Source organism: Halovulum sp. GXIMD14793, assembly GCF_054457435.1.
The window spans coordinates 29953-51565 of record NZ_JBTLNE010000017.1 but is presented as its reverse complement, the minus strand read 5'-3'; the positions used below and the strand labels follow the sequence as shown (position 1 = coordinate 51565).

The window sequence follows — 21613 nt, the reverse complement described above, 5'->3', positions numbered from 1 at the left end:
AAACGCTTTAGCCGGGGATCTTCCGGCATTGTTCTTCGGTGGGGCCTTGTCGACTTACCGTTGCACGGCGATATTCCTGTTTAAGCGGATCCGCCAAAAGCTGAACTTATGACGCTGTCTTTTTTGTTGCTGTGCATCTGGGCGCTGGCTGCCAATATCATCGCCCTGATCCCATCCAAACGCCACCACTGGCCACAAGCCTATGTCTTGCTGGCCGTGGGCCTTCCGCTTCTTGTTTACGTTCTTTATGAGAATGCTTGGCCCGTGATTGTCATATCGCTGGGCGTATGGGGGTCAGTGATGCGCTGGCCGTTACTTTATGGATACAAATGGATCAGACGCAAAATTCGCTGAAATTGCCGCAGGTGCGCGGCACCCTGACCCCGAACCGCCCGTTGGCGGCTCTGTCCTGGTTGCGCGTTGGCGGCCCGGCAGAGGTGCTGTTTCAACCCGCTGATCTGGACGATCTTCAAGTTTTCCTGCGCGATCTTCCCGCCGATATCCCGATCTTTCCCATCGGTGTCTGTTCCAACCTGATCATACGCGACGGCGGCATCCCCGGGGTCGTGATCCGGCTGGGGCGGGGCTTTAACGGTATAGAAATCGAAGGTATACGCGTGCGTGCGGGTGCTGCTGCGCTGGATGCGCATGTGGCGCGCAAGGCGGCGCAGGCAGGTATCGATCTGGCGTTTTTCCGCACTATTCCCGGTGCGATTGGCGGGGCGCTTAAGATGAATGCCGGGTGCTATGGGATTTACACGGCGGATGTCGTTATCGAAGCGACGGCCGTCACGCGGCAGGGGGAGTTGATCACGCTTGGCCCGGAGGATATGCAGTTCGCCTATCGCTCGACCAACCTGGCCGAGGGGGTGGTGCTGGTCGAGGCGGTGTTCGAAGGCGCGGCAGGGGACCCGGACGCGATTGAGCAGAAAATGGCTGACGCGCTGGAAAAGCGCGAGGCGACGCAACCGGTCAAGGATCGCTCCTGCGGGTCGACCTTTCGCAATCCGGCCGGGTTCTCCTCGACCGGGCGGGAGGATGATGTGCATGATCTTAAGGCGTGGAAGCTGATTGATGATGCCGGATTGCGTGGCTTTCGCCATGGCGGTGCGCAGATGTCAGAGAAACATTCCAACTTTCTGATCAACACCGGTGACGCAACTGCCACAGATTTGGAAGAACTGGGCGAGATCGTCAGAAAAAGGGTTTTGGAAACCAGCGGTATCCCCCTAGAGTGGGAAATCATGCGCGTCGGAAGACACGCGCAGAAATAATAACCCCGACCGGCCCGTCAGAGGCCAAGGCGGGAAACTTGAGGCGGGCATGTCGAGCAGGACAAACCCCCGCATCGCAGTGCTAAAAGGCGGCCTGTCGGCCGAGCGTGAGGTTTCGCTCGTCTCAGGCGCTGAATGTGCGACCGCGTTGCGGAGTGTAGGATTTGAGGTGGTTGAGATCGATGCCGGTCTCGACCTCGTTGCGCGTTTGCAAGCCGAAAAACCTGATGTTGTCTTTAACGCCCTGCATGGCCGCTGGGGCGAAGATGGCTGCGTTCAGGGCATTCTGGAATGGCTACGTATTCCTTACACCCATTCCGGTGTACTGGCCTCGGCTCTTGCGATGAATAAATCCAAAAGCATCGAAGCCTTCCGCGCCGCTGGCCTGCCGACCACCAATCATCTGTTGACCACTGCTCAGGCCGCGCGTCAGGCGCACCCGATGGAGCCGCCCTATGTGGTGAAGCCCTATAACGAAGGCTCTTCCGTTGGCATCTATATCGTCCATGAAAACGCCAATGGTCCTGCACAGCTGTCCAATGAGATGCCCGAAACCGTGATGGTGGAAAAATACGTGCAAGGGCGTGAGCTGACCACGGCTGTGATGGGCAACCGGGCGCTGACGGTGACCGATATCGTGACCGAAGGCTGGTACGACTATCACGCCAAATATACGCAAGGCGGATCGCGCCATATTGTGCCTGCGGATCTTCCCAAAGATATATTTGACGCCTGCATGGATTATGCCCTGCGCGCCCATAATGCGTTGGGATGCCGGGGTGTCAGCCGCACAGATTTCCGTTGGGATGAAGAGAAAGGGAATGCGGGGTTGGTTCTGCTTGAGACCAACACGCAGCCAGGGATGACCCCCACGTCTCTGGCCCCGGAACAGGCCGCCCATATCGGTGTCGATTTCGGGCAGCTTGTTTCGTGGATGGTGGAGGATGCGTCATGCTGCCGGTGAAAGTGACGCCCCCCGATCCGGCGCCCAGCCGGATCAAGTACCGGCTGGAGCGCCTTTGGATGCGCCCTGTGGTGCAGCGACTTGTACGCGTCTACTTGCCTGCAATTGCGCTGGGCGTTGGTGTCGCTTTGGCAGGTACGCACCCGACGGTGCAGGACACCGCACAGGGATACATTGCTGCTTTCAGAAAAGAGCTGGCGACCCGGCCCGAACTGATGGTCACCAGTGTTGAGATCACAGGCGCAGGCAGCGCGCTGGAACAGCGCATTGCTGAAACCCTTGATGTCAGTCTGCCACTCAGCGCGCTGAAGATGGACCTTGGGGCCATGCGCACCCGTGTTCAGGCACTTGATCCGGTGATGGACGCGCGGCTGCGGGTGACTGAGGCGGGCCTGCTGAAAGTCAGCGTGACAGAGCGCATCCCGTCGGTTGTCTGGCGAAACGCTGATGGTCTGATGCTGATCGACGATACCGGGGCACCGGTCGACCGGATCGCGGACCGGGCGGATTACAAAGATTTACCGCTGATCGCGGGGCAGGGCGCGGCGGACGCTGTAGATGAGGCTTTGCGTCTGTTGAAGGTTGCCCAGCCGATTGCGCCGCGGGTTCGCGGGCTGGTCCGTGTGGGCGAGCGCCGCTGGGACCTTGTTCTGGACAAGGGCCTGATGGTGCGCCTGCCGGAAAACGGTGCAGAGGCCGCGCTGTCGCGCGTGTTGGCGCTACAATTTGCCGAAGATGTCCTCGACCGGGACGTCGCGATTATCGACATGCGGGACGCACGGCGTCCTCTTTTGCGTTTGAACGAGTCCGCTTTGCAGACCCTGCGCGGCCTGCCGCAAACCGATCCTGAAGGTGAAGACGTATGAGCCAGCTTTACGAGTCCCAACGCGCCATGCGCGCCCGCCGCGAAGCCGCCCTGCGGCGTGGTATTGTTGCCATTCTGGATATCGGCACCTCAAAGATCGCCTGTCTGGTTCTGCAGTTCACCCCCGAACGCAGTGCCGAGGATGGACCAACCCGCAAGGGCTTGACCCATGGTGCGTTTCGCATCATCGGTGCGGCGACCACGCGGTCGCGCGGCGTTCAATATGGCGAGATTTCCGCCATGGAAGAAACCGAACGCGCCATTCGCACCGCTGTCCAGGCAGCGCAGAAGATGGCCGGACATCGAGTTGATCATGTGATCGTCAGCTTTTCCGGTGGCGGCCCGCGATCTTATGGCATGACCGGCGAAGTGCTGGTGGAAAATGGCGAGGTTGCAGAAAGCGATATCGGCCATGTGCTGGCCAATTGCGATGTGCCCGATGTTGGCGATGACCGCGAGGCGATCCACGCCCTGCCGGTGAATTTTGCGCTTGATGGCCGCTCTGGCCTGTCTGATCCGCGCGGTCAGATTGGCAACCGTCTGGCGGTGGATATGCACTTGCTGACCGTCGATGCGATCCCGGTCCACAATCTTTTGCACTGTATCCGGCGCTGTGATCTGGAGTTGGCCGGGCTGACCCTGTCGGCCTATGCGTCGGGCCTGTCCGCACTGGTCGAGGATGAACAAGAACTGGGCGCGGCCTGTATCGACATCGGCGGCGGGAGCACCGGGATTTCGATATTCGCCAAACGACAGATGATCTATGCCGATACGGTGCCGATGGGCGGGCAGCACGTGACCTCGGACATTTGTCAGGGTCTGCATATCCCGATGACCACCGCAGAGCGGATCAAGACATTGCATGGCGGCGTGGTCGCCACCGGTCTTGATGATCGTGATATGATCGAAATTCCGTCAGCTTTTGACGAAACGGCCAGCGATCGGCGGCAGATTACACGCGCCGAACTGATCGGCGTGATGCGTCCCCGGATGGAAGAAATTCTGGAAGAAGCGCGGGAGCGGCTTGATGCTTCAGGCTTTGAATACCTGACAGGACAGCGTGTTGTTCTGACGGGCGGTTCATCGCAGATTCCGGGGCTGGAGACACTGGCCAGCCGCATTCTGGGCCGCCAGGTGCGTATCGGGAAACCGTTGCGCGTGATGGGCCTGCCGCAGGCTGCCACGGGCACCAGTTTTGCCGCATCTGTCGGACTGGCGCTTTGGGCGTCGCATCCGCAGGATGAATGCTGGGACTTCGAAATGCCAGCCGACCGTTTGGGCAGCCGCCGCGTACGCCGCGCCCTGCGTTGGTTCCGCGAAAACTGGTAATTACCCCGAATAGAATCGCCAATAGACGCTGTAACAGCCGAATTTCGCCGATTTTGCGGCGAACTCCATAATATTGGGGTGGAAATGCAGAAAAACCCGTGACCCGGTGCAAGTTTCTGGTTACATTACGAATCAGAGCAGAAAGCCGCGCAAAAAAGCGGACAAAAACAAAACTACAGGCGGATTTATCATGGCTTTGAATCTCAGCATGCCCGAGCAGCATGACCTGCGTCCCCGCATCACCGTGTTCGGCGTCGGCGGCGCTGGCGGCAATGCGGTTAACAACATGATCGCAAAGAACCTCGAAGGCGCTGAGTTTGTCGTCGCGAACACCGATGCGCAGGCGCTGCAGCAGTCCGAGGCAACATCAAAGCTGCAGCTTGGCGCGCAGATCACCGAAGGTCTGGGCGCTGGTGCCCGGCCCGAAGTGGGCGGTGCTGCTGCCGAGGAAAGCATCGAATCCATCGTTGATCAGCTTGTCGGCGCGCATATGTGCTTTATCACCGCCGGTATGGGCGGCGGCACCGGAACCGGTGCGGCCCCGATTATCGCCAAAGCCGCGCGCGAAATGGGCATTCTGACGGTCGGTGTTGTCACCAAGCCGTTCCAGTTCGAAGGCTCCAAACGGATGCGTCTGGCCGAAGCCGGGATCGAAGAATTGCAGCGCGTTGTTGACACGCTGATCGTGATCCCGAACCAGAACCTGTTCCGCCTGGCAAATGAAAAAACCACCTTTACCGAGGCTTTCGCACTGGCTGATGACGTGCTTTATCAGGGCGTTAAGGGCGTAACCGACCTGATGGTCCGCCCTGGCATCATCAACCTTGATTTCGCCGATGTCCGTTCCGTCATGGACGAAATGGGCAAAGCCATGATGGGCACTGGCGAAGCTGAAGGCGAAGAGCGTGCCGTGCAGGCCGCCGAGCGCGCTATCAACAACCCGCTGCTGGATGAGATCAGCCTCAAAGGCGCCAAGGGCGTTCTGATCAACGTCACTGGCGGCGATGATCTGACCCTGTTCGAACTGGACGAAGCCGCCAACCGTATTCGCGGCGAAGTTGACCCGGATGCCAACATCATCGTCGGCTCCACCATGGACCCGCAGATGGCTGGCATGATGCGTGTCTCGGTCGTTGCAACCGGTATTGATGCGGTCGAAGGCCGTGACTCTCATCCCGAGCATCAGCGCATCGGCGCGCCTGTGGTAGAAGCGGTGCGGCAGGAGGCAGACATCGAAGCCCCTGCGGAAGCGATCGAAGAAGAAGTGCCCGCTGGCCCAAGCTTTGTTGATACGCGACCACGCGAGGCCGAGGTCGCATCCGCAGCTGAAGCACCCGCCGAGGCGCATGTGGGCGATCCGTCGCCTGAGACACTGCAGCGGCTGCAGGCAGCTGTTGCCCGGGTTCCTGCCGCTGAAGAACCGCAGGCACCGCAAAATGCGCCTCGTGAAACAGACGAAGAGCAGGGCCGCTTTGCGATCAACAATCTGATCCATCGCATGACCGGCCAGAATGCTGCGCGCGAAGAGCGCAGCGTAGAGCCGCCGCTGAGCGCCCGCCGCGAACCGCAGGACGACCGCGACCGCAACGAAATCCCCGCTTTCCTGCGTCGTCAGGCGAACTGATAAGGCGCTAAAACCTAGGATAAGGGCGCAGTCGCAAGGCTGCGCCTTTTTTCATTTGGCAAAAGCTGTTTCTCATCTTTCCGCGATATGTCTGACTACCTGTTTCACGTTGTTTTATAGCCTTTGAACCTGCATCGTGGTCGAAGTTGATGGGGGATTTGATGGATGGAAAATCACTGTTGAGATATCTGCCATCTGGATCTGCATTCAGGCTCTTTGCAGGTAAGCAGGTTGATACTCAGAGAAACAACGACTTAGCCCGAAAAGTTCAAAAGGTCTTGGTGGAGGTGCGATCACAATCGACTGAGAGCATTATTGAGGACACGCGACAGACTGCTCCCATGCTTGCTGATATCGTTCGGGACGTGGTCACCGATCTGCGGGCGGGGATGACCACCAATGAAATAGACGCGGCACTTTCATCGAAAATTCTGGCGCATGGCCTTTTGCCGTCGATGTTTGGCGTCAGTGGGTTTCCGGCTGCGTCCGCATTGTCTGTAGGCCCGGCCCTGCTGCATGCACCACCCTCTGATCAGGTCATCTCGGATGGTGACTTGCTTACGATCCAGCTTTCCGCAAGCTCGAACTTTTCTCAAGCATCGCTCGGCATAACCGTTCCGGTCGGCCGCCAGTCTGCTGGGGGTCGTCACGTAGTCAACGGGTGTAGACAGGCCTTAGAGAATGCGGTGGAAGTCGTGCGGCCTGGGATTAGAACAGGTGAGATTTCGCATGAAATTGAGCGATCCCTCAACGCACTGGATCTGTCACCCGTTCGTGACTTTTGTGGTTATAGCATGGGGCAAGAAAGAATGCAGGACCCGCAGATTCTGTGTTTTGGACCACCCGACAGAGGGGACAGAATCAAAGTTGGCACGATCCTGAATATTTATGTGATCGCTGCTGTTGGGGACCCGTCGCTGCGGATCGATGAAGACAACTGGACATCCCGAACGTGCGACGGCTCTATGGCTGCTCTGGCGACTGCAATGGTTCTCGTCGAACGGGATGGCAGCACATTGTTAACCCCCATGCCGTTGGAGAATATCTAACTGTGCACTGACCAGCTGAGGTTAGGACAATTCACCCAAGAAGGCTGGCCGTTCCCTCTGACATCCTGCACCCCTGCGCCGCCTCACCACGCGAACAGACATTGCCCTATATCGCCGAATATGGCACATCTCTGCCGGAACCGGCATAGGAAAGATGTGTCATGACCGATTACGCTGCAGCCCGGGCGGCTATGGTGGACTGCCAAATCCGCCCCTCGGATGTCACCCGCTATCCGATTATTGATGCGTTTCAGGCTATCCGGCGCGAGGTTTTTGTGCCGTCTTCTTTGCGCGACGTTGCCTATTCAGGCGATATGATCGATCTGGGGGCAGGGCGTTTTATACTTGATCCGCGCACCTTCGCAAAATTGCTGGATGGCCTGTCGGTGACACCCTCGGACCTTGTCCTCGATCTGGGGGCGGGGCTAGGGTATTCGGCCGCCATTCTGGCCCATTTGTCTGAGGCGGTGGTCGGGGTGGAGCCGGTTGCCGATCTAGCGGCAGAGGCTCAGCAGCTGTTATCGGCGGAAGCTATCCACAATGTTGTGGTAGAGAACAAATCGCTGGCAGAGGGCGATCCGTCCCATGGGCCTTATGACGTGATCGTGATCGAAGGCGGGATCGAGACCTTGCCTGATGCTTTGAACGATCAGTTGAAAGACGGTGGCCGCGTTGCCGCGATCCGTATGGAAGGCGCTGTCGGCCGCGCCCAGATCGGCACAAAGCGCGGTGACAGAATCGCTTGGCGCACCTTGTTTGATGCTACGGCACCTGTGTTGGAAGGCTTTGCAGAGGAAAGGGCCTTTCAGTTCTGAACCGCTGGCTTTACCATCCTGCAACGCTCTATCTGCCTGTAAGGAGCCTATATAATGGCTAAGGTAACACGACTGCTCTCTGTTTTGCTGACGTTTTCCGCCTGCCCTGCAGTGGCCGACTCTCTGGCCGATACCCTGGTGCGCACCTATGAAAACAGCCCGCTTCTTGAAGCCAACCGAGCCGCGCTTCGCGGGTTGGATGAAAATGTCGCGCAGGCGCTGGCAAGCAAGCGCCCTCAGGTCAACGCGACGGCGGGGGCCAATTACTCGGTTGATCTGGAGAGGCAGTTCAATGGCGGCGACCTCCCGCTTACCGAAACCTACAACGCCCGGCTGTCCGCGACCTTGAGCCTCTATGATGGTGGAGCATCGACTGCGGCTTTGAACGCTGCCAAGGCGGGCGTAATGTCGGGCCGTGCGCAATTGAAAAGCGCAGAGCAGAATATCCTGCTGCAGGCGGTTACGGCCTACATGGATGTACGCCGCGATACCGAGGCCCTGCGGGTTAGCAACAATAATGTTCAGGTATTGCAGGAGCAGGTGCGCGCCAGTCGCGACCGGTTTGAGCTGGGCGAAGCGACGCGGACTGATGTTTCCGTGGCCGAGGCCAGCTTGGCCGCGTCGCGCGCTGGGCAGGCCGCAGCCCGTGGTCGGCTGGAAGCCAGTCGCGAGGTTTTCCTGGCCGTGGTTGGCACCCCGCCCAATAATCTGCGCCAGCCGCCGCCAGCCCCAAAACTGCCCGCTTCGCTGGCCGAGGCTGAGGCGATCGCGATGCGAGAGCACCCTGATCTTGCCGCAACCCGCCATTCCATCACATCGGCAGAGTGGAACATCGTGCGTGCCAAGGCCTCTGGTCGGCCCAAACTACAGGCAACCGGCAGTCTGGATTGGCGCGGGGGCACCTCGGCCATCAGTGACAGCTTTTCGGACAGTTCCAGCGCCAGTTTGGGTGTGCAGGGTGAAGTGCCGATTTACTCAGGTGGTCGCAATTCGTCGCTGATCCGTCAGGCGGAGCACAACTACGGTCAGGCCAAGCTGGATCTTCAACAGCGGGCTAGGGTTATCCGTCAAAATGTTGCCTTTGCCTGGACAGAACGCCAGGTTGCCCGTGCCTCTGTCGCGGCCAACCGGCAGCAGGTGGCGGCTGCACAGATTGCATTTGATGGTGTCCGGGAAGAGGCCTCGCTCGGCACAAGGACAACGCTGGATGTGCTTAATCTGGAACAGGATTTACGCGATGCGCAGGTCCAGCTTGTGTCATCCCGCCGCGACGAATATGTCGCAGCTTACAATCTTTTGTCGGCTATGGGCTTGCTGACGATGCAGCATCTGAACTTGGCTGTAGAGGTCTATGACCCTCAGCTGCATTACGATGCGGTGAAAAGTGCACCAGTCAACCCGGTAGTGCGCAAAATGGATCGGATCCAGAGGCTCTATGGTGACTAGACATGCAAAGCTTGGGGGCATTGCAAACGGCAAGTAAGAGGATTGAATGACCGATACCCCGAAGGACAAGAGCGACAGCGACGTCAATGATGTGCTGAGTTCGATCCGCGAACTGGTTTCACAAGAGGCCAAAAGCCAGGCCGAACAGGCTGCAGGCAAGAAGCCTGAGGCCGTTGAACCCGTTCAGGCGGAAGATACACCCGAGTCGCCGCCGCTGGTTCTGGGGCAGGCAGAGCGTGTTGAGAAGGCGGCAGAGGACGGCAAAGAGGATAGCTCCGATGCAAAGCCGGGCACCGAAGAAGCCGAGGATGCGCCACGGCCAGAGCCACTGAAGATGGACATGGCGTCGCTGGTGGCCCCGGTTGCAGCCGCTGTCGCAGCAGTGAAGCCCGCAGAGCCAGCCAGCAATGGCAGTGGCGACGCGCCTTTCTACGATGAGGCTGCCCTGCGCGTGCTGATTTCCGAGGTTGTGCGCGAAGAACTCCAAGGTGAGTTGGGCGAGCGTCTGAACCGGACCATCCGCAAAATTGCGCGCCGTGAGGTCTTGCGTGCGATTGATGAGGACGATGACGATCTGGGCGGTGGCTTGAAACTCTGACCTTTGGTCGGAAGAAGAACGTTTCCCTTATCTGGTTAGCCTGCATAGCGCAGCGTTTTGGGCCGCTGCGCATTACGACACCTGTGCAGCCCATTAAGGACTGCTTTCCGACCTTGAGAAGTGCCTCGTATATCTCTGATATAGAGCGTTACACGAAAAGCCTGACGCTATAACTGGTTTTCGACCAGACAAGCTTATCGCACCCAACGTGCGCGTTTGCGATAGCGCGGCAAGGTGCTCTCCCGCTCTGACACAGAGGGGTGGATTGCTTCGCCGTTGGCGGCACCGGCAATGCGCGGACGGCGTAGGATGAAGAACTTCCCCCAACCCGCCCGGTTGCCAATGCTGCGCGCTGCAGGGTCCGACGGAAAGCGCGCGCGCCAATCCTCGGGCAAATGCAATCCGCAGGCCTCTGCTTTTTCCAACATCCATAGGAACGGGATATTCGACAGGCCTCGGTCAGTGGATAGCGGCCAGATGTGGCCACCAACATCGCCATGAACACCGGCAAACCAGACCTGCTCCTGCGTTCCGTACCATCCGGGCTGCGGGTCCCACAGGATCGGCTCATAGGCTGTGCGGGTCTCATCCAGCGCGAGAGCGTGAAAGGCATGACGGATATTGTGGCCGAGATTGTGATCGTGAAACTCGGTCGCCATCGGTGCAAGCCGTGACAGGATGGGGTAGGGCAGGCCGAGCGCGCCGACTGTATCCCAGACGCCGAGCATTTCGATTGGGACGTTGCGATGGCAGAACTTGACGGTAAAGACACGGGCATGATTGCTGCGCGTCTCAGCCTGGTAATACCGAAACGCCCGCAACACGCGGCGGTGCATTGCATGTTCGCGTCGCAAAAGGCCAATTTGGCCGATCATCCCAGCCAGCGAGCGCACGGCATAGGCCCCCCTAGAATAGCCAAACAACATGATCCGGTCGCCCGGCCGATAGCGCGAGGCCAGGGTCGCATAACCTGAAAGGATCGATTGATTGATCGTGCTGCCCGCCGCGACATGCACCCATTTCATAAACCCGCTGCTCTGAACACCGCGGTCATAGCCCACGGTTTGTCTCGCCCCGGACCCCGCCTCCAACAGTAGCTTGTAAAGCAGTCCGGCATTGGTTTCGTGCCCGTCCGACAAGCGGCTGAGCGTGCCGTCAACAATAATGATGTGGGTTTGGGGTGGGCGGTCTGGCATCGGTCATCCGCTGAGATACTGCGTGGAAAGGTGGTGGTCAGATAGGGCGGGATAAGCTTTTTCTTGCGAAACTATCAGAAACTCAGTACTCGAAAGCAGCCTTTCGTTAATGTTTTGTTAATATATTTCGAAATGCGAACTCCCGCAGGGCGACGCCTTGCTTTGGGGGGTGCCCTCATTGGCTCCGGGGGGGAGCTGATGGGGGCATATTCCCACCCGCAAGCCGGCGAATAGGATATCTGGTCAACGTGTTTACCTCTGCCAGCGATGCTGCCTCACTCTGCAGCAACTTTCCCTGCGCTTTGTAAAAAGCCCCACATCCGCACCGGTGTCAGCGGCATATCAATCTGGCGCACGCCCCGGTCCCAGACCGCATCAAGCGCGGCATTGGTGATCGCGGCCAGCGCGCCGACCGTTCCCGCCTCGCCGCAGCCTTTCATGCCAATATCGTTGGCGGTCGAGGGCACCAGTTCGGTATGGAAATCCATCATCGGCAGGTCATCGGCGCGCGGCATGCCATAATCCATGAAACTGCCGGTCAGAAGCTGGCCGTCCTCATCATAGACCACCTGTTCCGTCACCGCCTGACCGAAGCCCTGGGCCACACCGCCATGCACCTGACCCTCGGCCAGTTTCGGGTTCATCAGAAACCCGAAATCGTCAACCACAGTATATTTGACCACGGTGAGCTCCCCGGTATCAGGGTCAAGCTCAACCTCGGCGATATGCGCCCCATTGGGGTAAGAGCGCGCGGGGACGGTGTTTTCATGCTCGGTCACCAGCAGATCCGCCATGCCTTTTTCGCGGGCTTTAACGGATAGGTCCATCAGGCTGACATGCCGATCGGTGCCTGCGACGGCGAAGACACCATCTTCGAACACGATGTCTGTGACTGAAACCTCCATCTCTTCGCCCGCCAGGTCTTTGTACTTGGCGACCATGATATCTGCCGTGGCATTGATGGAGTTGCCTTGCATCGTCACCGAGCGCGACCCGCCGGTGCCGCCGCCCTTGGCGATCAGGTCACTGTCACCCTGAATGAAGCGGATCTTGTCAAAGGGCACCCCGGTGCGTTCATGCAAAATTTGCGCAAACACGGTTTCGTGTCCCTGACCATTGGATTGGGTGCCGACATAAAGATTGACCAGGCCATCCTCGGCAAACTCGATCTTGGTGGTCTCGTTCTGATCACCAAGGATCGACTCGATATAGTAGCAAAGCCCCATGCCGCGCAGCTTGCCGGATTTGGCGCTATCCGTGCGGCGCGCGGCAAAGCCTGCGATATCCGCTTCTGCCTCGGCCCGGTCCAGCACCCGGTCGAAATCGCCGACGTCATAGGTTTCGCCCACGGCGGTTTTGTAGGGGAAGGCCTCGCGGACAATGAAGCTTTTGCGGCGCAGTACGAACGGATCGACGCCCAGCTCGCGCGCGGCTTTATCCATCAGGCGTTCGATCAGATAGATCGATTCAGGCCGTCCGGCCCCGCGATACGCATCAACCGGCACGGTGTTGGTGAACACCTTTTTGACGTTGGAAAACACCGTCTGGACGTCATACACGCCCGGCAGCACCTTCATGCCGACATCGGTCTGGATGAACTGCGCAAAGGCAGAGTTATAGGCCCCCAGATTAGCGACTGAATTGATGCGCAACGCCTGCAATTTGTAATCCGCATCAAAGGCAGCTTCGGCAGTGGTGACCAGATCGCGCCCGCCATTATCCGTCAGCATCGCCTCGGACCGATCGCTCATCCAGCGGACGGGGCGGCCCAGCATCTTGGAGCAGAAGGCGACGGCGGCGCTTTCGGGGTAGTTGAAGCTTTTCATACCAAAGCCGCCGCCGACATCGGGATTGGTCACGCGGACCGCGTCAGCCTCCAGCCCGAACTGCTTGGCCAGTTCCGCCTTTTGTCCCCAGACGCCTTGGCCGTTCACCGCCAGATGCAGGCGGGTGCCATCCCATTCCGCATAACAGCCGCGCGGCTCCATCGAGGCGCAGATGATCCGGTTATCAATTAGATCAAGGGAAACGGTATGGGTGGCGGCGTCAAAGGCGGCATTTGTCGCGGTTTCATCGCCAAACGCCCAGTCCAGTGCCAGATTTTCCGGCGCCTCGAGGTGGATCGCGTCGCCGCCGACGGCGGTCGCGGTATGCACGGGCAGATCGTCGTAATCGAATTCGATCAGGTCCAGCGCGTCAATGCCCGCAGCATGGGTTTCCGCCACAACCACGGCAATCGCCTCGCCAGCGAAGCGCACCCGGTCAGTGGCCAGCACCGGACGGATTGGGGCTGCACCGGATGATCCGTCGCGGTTCTTGCTGACGGAGAATTGCATCTTGTTTTTCATCACGCCGTCAAAGTCCGCCGCGGTATAGACCGCAACAACACCCGGGGCTTCGGCGGCTGCACTGACATCCAGTGCCGTGATCACCCCATGCGCAATGGGAGAGCGGAAGAACACCGCATACAGCGCCCCTTCAGGGGCAATATCATCGACATAGCGGCCTTCGCCGGTCAGAAGGCGTACATCCTCCACTCGGTTGGGCGATTGGCTGATCCCGAATTTGTCCATTGAGAGGCTCCCCTTCTTAGGCCGGGTGGCGATATCGCGCAAAGATAGCAGGGCAGGCGGGGCAGTCCATGCCCATCGTCTGCTTTATATAGCTTTCGGCAGAATTCTTTTTTGAAAGGGCGGTGCGCGCCAAGGTGAGAAGGCCCCGTCGGGGGCCTTCTCAAGGGGGTCTGTCAGCTTTTGTTGCTGCGCAGATCAGCGATCAGGTAAGCGATGAAATCCTTGATTGTCTGCAGGCTGGATTCTGCATCACGCATATGGGTTTCAAGCTGGTCGATTTCAGCGTGTTGCTGCTGCTCTTCGCGCCGCTCCAACTCGTCCCTCAATTCGCTCAACGTGCCTTCGGTATCGTCGATCAGTGCGCGCAGGCTTTCGGTCGTGATGGATTTCAGTGGTTGGGTTGTCATGATTGGTCCCCTCAGATCATGGCCGTAACGCCCAGGCAGATGCCCGGCAGGATAAAGAAGACGCCGAGGATATAGGCCGCGGCAGCCATCTTGTTTTCAGCGGCGGTCGCGCCCATCCATTCGGCCATGCTCACCGGCAGGAACCGCAGGAAGGGCAGGCCATAGATGAAGACCACGCCCAGCACATTATAGGTCAGGTGGATAAAGGCGATTTGCAGCGCCGCCTCGCCATTCCCGGTGACCGCCGTCGCCGCCAGAAGCGCGGTGATACAGGTCCCGATATTGGCCCCAAGCGTGAAGGGATAGATTTGCTTCAGTTTGAATGCACCCGATCCGGCCAGCGGCACCATCAGCGACGTGGTCGTCGACGAAGACTGCACAAGAACCGTGACCAGCGTGCCCGAGAAGATGCCCGAAATCGGCCCTTTGCCGATGGCGGTGTGCATGATGTCTTTGGCTTTGCCGACCATGAGCTTTTTCAACAGTTTGCCGATCCAGCCGATAGACAGGAAAATAACGGCGACGCCTATCACGATAAGCAGAATGCCACCGACCTGATCGCCGAGGCTCAGCGTCGTTTTCTTGACGGTATCCACGACCGGTGAGGTTGCGGCTTTGACGAAGTTCATCCCCTTCATCGACGCATCGGTGCCGCCATAGAAAGGCGCGGCCAGCATCTTGCCGATTCTTTCCAGCAGGCCAAAAGCGATCTCAAGCGGCAGAAACACCACCACGGACAAGAGATTAAAGAAGTCATGCACGGTGGCCGCCGAAAAGGCGCGCTTGAATTCGTCTTTCTCACGGACGTGCCCCAGAGAAACTATCGTATTGGTAATTGAGGTGCCGATATTGGCCCCCATCACCATTGGAACCGCAACCGAGACCGGCAGGCCGCCCGCGACCAGTCCGACGATGATTGATGTCACAGTGGACGAGGATTGGATCAGCGCTGTCGCCACCGTTCCAACCACAAGACCCGCAAAAGGGTTTGTGGCGAACTCGAACAGCTCTTCCGCCTGATCCCCGGTTGCGGCCTTGAAGCCGGAACCGATCATGCCGACAGCGCAGATCAGCAGGTAAACCAACCCTGCGACCATCAGCCATTGCAGCGCGCCACCGCCAGACTTTGATGTATCGGCGGAATATGTGCCTTCAGTTTGTGTCATAGGTGCCCCCAGGTTGCGTATTTCAACCTTGGTAAAACTTAGAGATGACGTTTTCGTGAAATCTGCATCCCAAGGACACTTATCATGGCTTAGAGAGTGATGCGGTATCGGGCAAAGCCCTCGTCACCATCACCTGCGGCCTCAATCTGTACGCCCTTGACGCCAGCCATGTGGTCCGCACCAGCGGGGCCGGTATCAAACAGGACCGTCGTGCCGTTCATCGGTGCAAAGGTCCAGTTGCTGTCGGCGGAGGGGTTGATCGTGCCTTTCTCGACGATATAGCGCACGATCACATCGCGGTTGGTGTCCGGGCCAACGAAGATGACGGTCGAACCATCTGCGCCCGGGAAATGACCGCCGCCACCGGCACGGTAGTTGTTTGTCGCAATGACGAATTTCTGTTCAGGATTAATCGGCTGACCGTCGAACTTCAGTTCCTTGATGCGGTTGGCCTCTGCATTCAGAAGCTCCCCTTTTGGCCCGTATTTAGACGGTTGTGACAGGTCGATCTGATAGGTCACGCCGTCGATGATGTCGAAGTTATAGGACGGGAAATCCGGATTGATCAGCACCGCATCCTGCGCCCCGGCCTTCACCTGATTGAAGATCCCGGCAGAGCGTTCCAGCCACTCTTTCACCGTTGCCCCGTCGATCAGCACCGCGCGGGTGGTGTTGGGGTAAAGATAAAGATCGGCGACGTTGCGAATGGCAATCGGCCCGGGCTTCACATCGGTATAGTAATCCGGGCCGCCCCGGCCCCCAGCCTTGAAAGGCGCTGCGGCAGACAGGATCGGCAGACCCTCCCACTCCGTCCCTTTCATCATCTGTTCAGTGTACCAAAGCTGCGCCTGGCTGACGATCTGCACAGATGGGTCATCCGCGACCAGCGCGAAATAGGAATGCAGCGGGGCCGAGGTTTCCCCGACCGGGCGGCGCACATATTCAAGGGTTGCGTCATGCTCGGCCTTAGTTGCGTCAAGCACGGCCTGATAATCATCGACCAACGGGGTGTTCTTGCGCTCCACCCGTTCATAGATCGGGCGCGCTTCGGAGGATGACGCGACAATTTTCCATGCCCGGCCGTCGCGCTCCAGCATCAGGTCAATGACGCCCAGATGCGAGCCCCAGAAGCCCCCCATCGCTGCGGGTTTGCCTATCAGCGTTCCGGCCTCAGGATCCAGCCCTTCGGCGGCCTCATACCCGCCGCCGGGGAAGACAAGGTGATGGTGACCGGTGACAATCGCGTCGATCCCTTCGACCCCCGCCAGATAAAGCGAGGCGTTCTCCATCCCGTCCTTTTCGCCTTCGGTCGAGATACCGGAATGCGACAGGGCGACAACGATATCCGCCCCTTCTTCGCGCATCTGCGGCACCCAGGCCCGCGCGGTTTGCAGAATATCGCGGGCATTTGCACTGCCGGTCAGATGCCGCGCGTCCCAGTTCATGATCTGCGGCGGGCAAAAGCCGATAAAGCCGACCTTGACCGGATGCGCGTTGCCAGCGCCGTCAGTCACGGTTTTCTCAACGATGACATAGGGTTTGACGAACAGGGTATCGCTGCGCGGATTGCCCGCAAGATCGCCTTTGACCACATTTGCCGACACAACCGGGAAATTCGCCCCGGCAATGGTTTTCATCAGGAAATCAAGGCCGTAGTTGAATTCATGGTTGCCAAAGGTTCCGGCCTCATACCCCAGAACATTCATCGCCTGAATGATCGGGTGCATGTCGCCCTCTTTCATGCCGCGCTCATACGCGACCCAGTCGCCCATCGGGTTGCCCTGCAGGAAATCGCCATTATCCACAAGCATGGAGTTCGCAGCCTCGGCCCGAATGCTGTCGATGATCGAGGCTGTGCGCGACAGGCCCAGGCTGTCGGACGGACGGTCGCCATAGTAGTCATAAGGCCAGACATGCACGTGAAGGTCGGTGGTCGACATCAGCCGAAGATGCGCCTGATTGGCCTGCGCGCGGGCGCTGAACGGATGCAATGCGATAAACGCGCCTGCGGCGGTTCTGGCCAGAAATGTGCGGCGGGTTGGTGAAAATGCTGATGTCATGATTGGTCTCCTTGTTGGCAATGCGCCATTGGATACCAATTACTCCCTAAACATGACGCTTTGGCGTCAGTGCTTTCCCTTTCAGGTCAGACCGCGTAAAGAGGCGCGACTCGCAATCTCACAGACACGATACACCCATGTCCCAGGCCACTGCCAATCTGAATATCATGATCAAAGCCGCGCGTAGGGCGGCCCGGTCCCTCGTCCGCGACTTCGGCGAGGTAGAGCAGTTGCAGGTGTCTTCTAAATCCGCCGGTGATTTCGTGTCCCGCGCTGATGTAAAAGCCGAAGAGATTATTCGTACAGAACTGATCGAGGCGCGCCCGAACTATTCCTTCGTCGGCGAAGAAGGAAAGGACTACGTGGGCGAGGATCCGACCCGCCGCTGGATCGTCGATCCACTGGACGGAACCACCAATTTCCTGCACGGGTTGCCGCATTGGGCGGTGTCCATCGCGCTGGAGCATCGCGGTCAGATCGTCTCGGCCGTGGTTTATGACCCGATCAAGGATGAGATGTTCACGGCCGAGAAAGGCTCCGGTGCCTGGCTGAACGATGCCCGTATCCGGGTGTCTGACCGGTCCGACCTGATGTCCTGCATTTTTGCCACCGGAGTGCCCTTTGCGGGCAATCCGCATCTGCCGGCGTTTCTGCGCCAGACCGCGCAACTGGCCCCGGCCTGTGCGGGCCTTCGTCGTTGGGGCGCTGCGGCGCTGGATCTCGCTTATGTCGCGGCAGGGCGCTACGATGGGTATTGGGAACAAAAGCTCAATCCCTGGGATATCGCTGCCGGTATTCTTTTGGTGCGTGAGGCAGGCGGGACCGTTGAAGGGCTTGAGCCGGATACCGATCCGCTGAAAACTGGCCAGATCATCAGCGGCAACACGGCAGTTTTCGACAAATTCGCCCGGATTGTCAGAGAGGCGTAAGCCGCGCCTGATCGGCGGTTAGCTCCCCATCCATGCGATCAAAGCGCAGATGAGCAATCCCCATGCCGTTCGCTGTGGTGAACAGGGTGCCGATCTGTTTTCCGTCCCGCATCACTGCTGTGCCCGGGGGGGCTGATCCTTCAATCGCCACTCGCCGCAAACCTTTGTGCAGTTCGGTCTTGTGACGCATACGGGCGGTGACTTCCTGCCCGACATAGCAGCCCTTTTTGAAATCCACCCCGTTCAGCCGGTCAAAGCCCGCCTCAAGGATATAGCTGTTGTCGGCGATCAGTTCGATGTCCGTTTCGGGCACGGTATGGGATACGCGCAGGCTGGCCCAGTCGTCCCCTTTCAGTGGCGTGGCTGCAGCCAGCAACGGGGCAGGGGTTTCCGTATAGACCCGCCAGCCCAGATCTTCGTGGCGGGGGTCCGCAAAGCACAGCGCTGCGTCGGGTTTTTGGCCAAGCGCCTGAACCACCGAAAGCTCGGTTTCGCTGATCTGCACATCGGCGCGTAGCTTGTACATATTCAGACGCATCGCCAGGGCAGAGGCACGACCGGCGTGAACATCAATACCGATTGCCCCCTCCAGAGGGACGAGGAAGAAGTCGAACAGATATTTGCCCTGAGGCGTCAAAAGTGCCGTGTAGACAATCCCTTGCTGCAATCCCTTGATGTCATTCGTCACCAAATCCTGCAGGAATTTCGAGGCATCCCCGCCAGTGACTTTCAGAACTGTTCTGTCCGCGTGCCGCGCTTGCATTTGATTGCTCCTGCTGGTTCACGAGATATATAGGCTTTTGTGCCACCGTCCAGCCATCGCTGTGAAAGGACCCAAAACGTGCCTGCCCCGCTGTCGGTCATCATTCCAACGCTGAACGCTGCTGATGGGATCGGCCCGACCCTTGCCGGGTTGACCGAAGGGCTGGACGCGGGGCTGATCCATGAACTGATCCTGGCCGATGGCGGCTCTGCCGATGATATTGAAAACGTGGCTGATGCTGCAGGCGTGGTCCTGATCACTGGCACACCGGGGCGCGGGCAGCAATTGGCACGGGGGGCGCTGGCGGCCAAGGGGGATTGGTTGTTGTTTCTGCATGCCGATACGGTGCTGACCCCGGGCTGGGCCGGGGCGGTTCTGGCGCATATGCAAGGGCACAGTGAGGCCGCCGGGTATTTTACTCTGCGCTTTGATGCGCGCGGTGTGCTGCCACGGATTGTGGCGGGCTGGGCCAATCTGCGCTCTTGGATGTTTGGGCTGCCTTATGGGGATCAGGGGTTGTTGGTCTCTGCTGAGCTTTATCGCGCCGTTGGTGGGTTTCCGGATATTCCCCTGATGGAAGATGTTGCGATCAGCCGCCGTTTGCGTGGCCGACTGCGCCCCTTGGGCCACAAGGCGATTACATCTGCTGCGCGGTATCGCCGTGATGGGTGGCTCCGGCGCGGCTGGCGCAACTTGTCCACGCTGATTTTGTATTTTGCGGGCAGATCGCCAGAGCAGCTGGTCCAGCGTTATAGTTGATAGCGGTCGGTCCAACCTGTTGGATGCAAACCTCGCTCAATCCGCGAACTGCAGCGCATAAAGGTCAGCATAAAGCCCGCCGCGTTTCAGCAATTCGGCATGCGGGCCGGTATCCACGATCTGCCCCTTATCCATCACCACAATCATATCCGCATCCAGAACCGTCGACAGCCGGTGTGCGATGATAAATGTGGTCCGCCCCTCGGACAGCCGATCCAGCGCCGCTTTGATCAGCGCCTCGCTTTCCGCATCAAGGGCGGAGGTCGGCTCATCCAGCAACAGGATCGGGGCCTTGCGCAGAATGGCCCGCGCGATCGACAGGCGCTGCCGCTGACCACCCGAGAATGTTGCGCCGCCGGGACCGACAGGGGTGTCATAGCCTTCAGGCAGCTCAGAGATGAAATCATGCGCGGCGGCGGCTTTGGCGGCCTCCTCCACATCATCACTGGTGTGGTCAGGGCGGCCATACCCGATATTCTCGGCCACGGTTGCGGACAGCAAAACGGTTTCCTGACTGACCACGGCGATCTGACGCCGTAGATCCGCGATACGGATATCGCGCAGGTCCATGCCATCCAATGTGATCTGACCGGCTACAGGATCATAAAGCCGTGGTAACAAATTGAAAACGGTTGTTTTTCCTGCACCAGATCGACCGACAAGCGCCACCTTGGTACCCGCCGGCACATTCAGCGAGAAATCCTTCAGCGCTGGCGTGCCGTCGGGATAGGCAAACTCCACGTCATGAAACGTGATGTCCCCTTTGGCGTATTCCATCGGTTTGGCGTCTGGCTTGTCCACCACCGAATTGGGGGCGTCGAACAGCTCGAACACCCGTTCCAGGGCAACCCGGCCTTGCTGCATGATAGCATAGGTATTGCCAAGCCGCCGGGCAGGGTTGGTGGCGACGCCCAGCCCAGTCAGCAGCGCCATGAATTCCGCCAGGGTGATCGTGCCCTTGGTCATCCGCCAGCCGACAACGAAAAACAGCACTGCGACGGCAGAACCGGCCAGCACCTCCATCAGCGGCGTGATCCGGGCATCCCAGTTCACCATCCGCAGCATCAGCTTATACAAGCGATCAAACTGTTGCGTAGCTTGTTGTTTCAACGGCTCTTCCAGCTGATAGGTGCGGGCCAGCCGGATGCCGCTCAGGCTTTCGGTGATGCCCGAGGTCATATGCCCGATTTCGGACTGTGTCTCGCGCGAGATATTGCGCACCCGCCGCCCGATCAGATTGACCGGCAGCAATGCCAGGGTAAAGACGGCGAACAATATCAGGGTCAGCGACCAGTCGATGGTCAGCATCACCAGAAAGGTCACGATGATGGTCAGAACGGCTGTTGCACCCTTGATTGCGGTGCGTGTTGCTCCGTCGATCAGACCAATCTCGGCGGAGAACCGCGCCGCTTGGGCCGCAGCGGGCGCTTGTGCCAGGCGCGCCAGATCAGCATCGACAAGGGAGGCAAACATTTCCTGCCGCAACTCTTTGCCGACACCGCCGACAATCCGGTTGGACAATTGCAGGCTGCCATATTGCGCGCCGGATTTGACCACCACCAGCGCCATCACCACCAGCGGCCCCCAATACATCACCGAATAACGACCTTCCTGCATCGCTGTAGTGATGTACTCAATCCCCTTGGAATACAGCGCTGACATCGTAGCTACGATCAGCATCAGCAGGAAAACGCCCGCTACGCCTTTCCAGCGATGCCGGTACCATCCCTGCCAGAGGCGTTTATAGGTGCCCATTGTCGTGCTTGTGTCCATGCCCGTCCCCTAGCATGGGGGGC

19 protein-coding genes are annotated in these 21613 nt (G+C 59.0%); 12 read left to right on the top strand and 7 right to left on the bottom strand.

Features of this window, described 5'->3' with window-relative positions:
• The first annotated feature begins 108 nt into the window (after nt 1-108).
• From ACW9UQ_RS06620 to ACW9UQ_RS06575, 10 genes are all read left to right on the top strand, one after another.
• A complete protein-coding gene (locus ACW9UQ_RS06620) occupies nt 109-354 on the top strand; it encodes a DUF2484 family protein (RefSeq protein WP_458930218.1) in 246 nt (81 codons plus the stop codon).
• A complete protein-coding gene (gene murB, locus ACW9UQ_RS06615; RefSeq protein WP_458930217.1) occupies nt 330-1274 on the top strand; it encodes a UDP-N-acetylmuramate dehydrogenase in 945 nt (314 codons plus the stop codon). The genes ACW9UQ_RS06620 and murB overlap by 25 nt, the downstream gene beginning before the upstream one ends.
• Nucleotides 1275-1323: 49 nt before the next feature.
• The gene (locus ACW9UQ_RS06610; protein WP_458930216.1) at nt 1324-2238 is read left to right on the top strand and encodes a D-alanine--D-alanine ligase; all 915 of its coding nucleotides are present in this window, start codon (nt 1324-1326) and stop codon (nt 2236-2238) included.
• Nucleotides 2226-3104: a cell division protein FtsQ/DivIB gene (locus ACW9UQ_RS06605; protein ID WP_458930215.1), complete on the top strand. Its 879-nt coding sequence runs from the start codon at nt 2226-2228 to the stop codon at nt 3102-3104. The genes ACW9UQ_RS06610 and ACW9UQ_RS06605 overlap by 13 nt, the downstream gene beginning before the upstream one ends.
• Nucleotides 3101-4432, top strand: coding sequence for a cell division protein FtsA (gene ftsA / locus ACW9UQ_RS06600; protein WP_458930214.1), 1332 nt, complete (start codon nt 3101-3103; stop codon nt 4430-4432). The genes ACW9UQ_RS06605 and ftsA overlap by 4 nt, the downstream gene beginning before the upstream one ends.
• Nucleotides 4433-4622: 190 nt before the next feature.
• Nucleotides 4623-6056 carry a cell division protein FtsZ gene (gene ftsZ / locus ACW9UQ_RS06595; protein ID WP_458930213.1) on the top strand — a complete coding sequence of 478 codons (1434 nt, stop codon included), beginning with the start codon at nt 4623-4625 and terminating at the stop codon, nt 6054-6056.
• 161 nt (nt 6057-6217) lie between these two features.
• Nucleotides 6218-7105, top strand: a complete 888-nt coding sequence (locus ACW9UQ_RS06590; protein ID WP_458930212.1) for a M24 family metallopeptidase — start codon at nt 6218-6220, stop codon at nt 7103-7105.
• 161 nt (nt 7106-7266) lie between these two features.
• Nucleotides 7267-7920 carry a protein-L-isoaspartate O-methyltransferase family protein gene (locus ACW9UQ_RS06585; protein WP_458930211.1) on the top strand — a complete coding sequence of 218 codons (654 nt, stop codon included), beginning with the start codon at nt 7267-7269 and terminating at the stop codon, nt 7918-7920.
• Between the two features lie 54 nt (nt 7921-7974).
• The gene (locus ACW9UQ_RS06580) at nt 7975-9366 is read left to right on the top strand and encodes a TolC family outer membrane protein (protein WP_458930210.1); all 1392 of its coding nucleotides are present in this window, start codon (nt 7975-7977) and stop codon (nt 9364-9366) included.
• A gap of 46 nt (nt 9367-9412) precedes the next feature.
• Entirely contained in the window at nt 9413-9964 is a 552-nt protein-coding gene (locus tag ACW9UQ_RS06575; RefSeq protein ID WP_458930209.1) for a hypothetical protein, read from the top strand.
• Nucleotides 9965-10158: 194 nt separating this feature from the next.
• Here ACW9UQ_RS06575 and ACW9UQ_RS06570 read toward each other — a convergent pair whose 3' ends face one another.
• The 5 genes from ACW9UQ_RS06570 to ACW9UQ_RS06550 all read right to left on the bottom strand — a co-directional run bounded on the left by ACW9UQ_RS06570 (nt 10159) and on the right by ACW9UQ_RS06550 (nt 17366).
• Nucleotides 10159-11160, bottom strand: a complete 1002-nt coding sequence (locus ACW9UQ_RS06570) for a DUF2235 domain-containing protein (protein WP_458930208.1) — start codon at nt 11158-11160, stop codon at nt 10159-10161.
• 275 nt (nt 11161-11435) lie between these two features.
• Nucleotides 11436-13733 (bottom strand): xanthine dehydrogenase family protein molybdopterin-binding subunit, encoded by a 2298-nt coding sequence (locus tag ACW9UQ_RS06565; protein WP_458930207.1) that lies wholly within the window; start codon nt 13731-13733, stop codon nt 11436-11438.
• 173 nt (nt 13734-13906) lie between these two features.
• On the bottom strand, nt 13907-14140 hold the full coding sequence (locus ACW9UQ_RS06560; RefSeq protein WP_458930206.1) for a hypothetical protein: 234 nt from the start codon (nt 14138-14140) through the stop codon (nt 13907-13909).
• 11 nt (nt 14141-14151) lie between these two features.
• On the bottom strand, nt 14152-15306 hold the full coding sequence (locus tag ACW9UQ_RS06555; protein ID WP_458930205.1) for a Na/Pi symporter: 1155 nt from the start codon (nt 15304-15306) through the stop codon (nt 14152-14154).
• An 89-nt stretch (nt 15307-15395) separates the two neighbouring features.
• Complete coding sequence (locus ACW9UQ_RS06550) at nt 15396-17366, bottom strand: bifunctional 2',3'-cyclic-nucleotide 2'-phosphodiesterase/3'-nucleotidase (RefSeq protein WP_458930204.1); 1971 nt, start codon at nt 17364-17366, stop codon at nt 15396-15398.
• A gap of 137 nt (nt 17367-17503) precedes the next feature.
• Between ACW9UQ_RS06550 and ACW9UQ_RS06545 the strand changes: the two genes are divergently transcribed.
• Nucleotides 17504-18295, top strand: coding sequence for an inositol monophosphatase family protein (locus ACW9UQ_RS06545; protein ID WP_458930203.1), 792 nt, complete (start codon nt 17504-17506; stop codon nt 18293-18295).
• Here the strand turns inward: ACW9UQ_RS06545 and ygfZ are convergent.
• The gene (gene ygfZ / locus ACW9UQ_RS06540; protein ID WP_458930202.1) at nt 18282-19058 is read right to left on the bottom strand and encodes a CAF17-like 4Fe-4S cluster assembly/insertion protein YgfZ; all 777 of its coding nucleotides are present in this window, start codon (nt 19056-19058) and stop codon (nt 18282-18284) included. The genes ACW9UQ_RS06545 and ygfZ overlap by 14 nt on opposite strands.
• A 78-nt stretch (nt 19059-19136) precedes the next feature.
• Here ygfZ and ACW9UQ_RS06535 point away from each other — a divergent pair, with 78 nt between their 5' ends.
• Entirely contained in the window at nt 19137-19817 is a 681-nt protein-coding gene (locus ACW9UQ_RS06535; RefSeq protein ID WP_458930201.1) for a TIGR04283 family arsenosugar biosynthesis glycosyltransferase, read from the top strand.
• Between the two features lie 36 nt (nt 19818-19853).
• Here the strand turns inward: ACW9UQ_RS06535 and ACW9UQ_RS06530 are convergent, their stop codons facing one another.
• Entirely contained in the window at nt 19854-21590 is a 1737-nt protein-coding gene (locus tag ACW9UQ_RS06530; protein ID WP_458930200.1) for an ABC transporter ATP-binding protein, read from the bottom strand.
• Nucleotides 21591-21613: the final 23 nt, after the last annotated feature.

Excerpts from the sequence above, each read along its gene's own strand:
- ACW9UQ_RS06550 (WP_458930204.1), bottom strand. The coding sequence starts at position 17,366 with ATGACATCAGCATTTTCACCAACCCGCCGCACATTTCTGGCCAGAACC.
- ACW9UQ_RS06570 (WP_458930208.1), bottom strand. The coding sequence starts at position 11,160 with ATGCCAGACCGCCCACCCCAAACCCACATCATTATTGTTGACGGCACG.
- ACW9UQ_RS06605 (WP_458930215.1), top strand. The coding sequence starts at position 2,226 with ATGCTGCCGGTGAAAGTGACGCCCCCCGATCCGGCGCCCAGCCGGATC.
- murB (WP_458930217.1), top strand. The coding sequence starts at position 330 with ATGGATCAGACGCAAAATTCGCTGAAATTGCCGCAGGTGCGCGGCACC.
- ACW9UQ_RS06545 (WP_458930203.1), top strand. The coding sequence starts at position 17,504 with ATGTCCCAGGCCACTGCCAATCTGAATATCATGATCAAAGCCGCGCGT.
- ACW9UQ_RS06610 (WP_458930216.1), top strand. The coding sequence starts at position 1,324 with ATGTCGAGCAGGACAAACCCCCGCATCGCAGTGCTAAAAGGCGGCCTG.
- ACW9UQ_RS06555 (WP_458930205.1), bottom strand. The coding sequence starts at position 15,306 with ATGACACAAACTGAAGGCACATATTCCGCCGATACATCAAAGTCTGGC.
- ygfZ (WP_458930202.1), bottom strand. The coding sequence starts at position 19,058 with ATGCAAGCGCGGCACGCGGACAGAACAGTTCTGAAAGTCACTGGCGGG.
- ACW9UQ_RS06585 (WP_458930211.1), top strand. The coding sequence starts at position 7,267 with ATGACCGATTACGCTGCAGCCCGGGCGGCTATGGTGGACTGCCAAATC.
- ACW9UQ_RS06560 (WP_458930206.1), bottom strand. The coding sequence starts at position 14,140 with ATGACAACCCAACCACTGAAATCCATCACGACCGAAAGCCTGCGCGCA.
- ACW9UQ_RS06530 (WP_458930200.1), bottom strand. The coding sequence starts at position 21,590 with ATGGACACAAGCACGACAATGGGCACCTATAAACGCCTCTGGCAGGGA.
- ACW9UQ_RS06620 (WP_458930218.1), top strand. The coding sequence starts at position 109 with ATGACGCTGTCTTTTTTGTTGCTGTGCATCTGGGCGCTGGCTGCCAAT.
- ACW9UQ_RS06575 (WP_458930209.1), top strand. The coding sequence starts at position 9,413 with ATGACCGATACCCCGAAGGACAAGAGCGACAGCGACGTCAATGATGTG.
- ftsZ (WP_458930213.1), top strand. The coding sequence starts at position 4,623 with ATGGCTTTGAATCTCAGCATGCCCGAGCAGCATGACCTGCGTCCCCGC.
- ACW9UQ_RS06580 (WP_458930210.1), top strand. The coding sequence starts at position 7,975 with ATGGCTAAGGTAACACGACTGCTCTCTGTTTTGCTGACGTTTTCCGCC.
- ACW9UQ_RS06565 (WP_458930207.1), bottom strand. The coding sequence starts at position 13,733 with ATGGACAAATTCGGGATCAGCCAATCGCCCAACCGAGTGGAGGATGTA.
- ftsA (WP_458930214.1), top strand. The coding sequence starts at position 3,101 with ATGAGCCAGCTTTACGAGTCCCAACGCGCCATGCGCGCCCGCCGCGAA.
- ACW9UQ_RS06590 (WP_458930212.1), top strand. The coding sequence starts at position 6,218 with ATGGATGGAAAATCACTGTTGAGATATCTGCCATCTGGATCTGCATTC.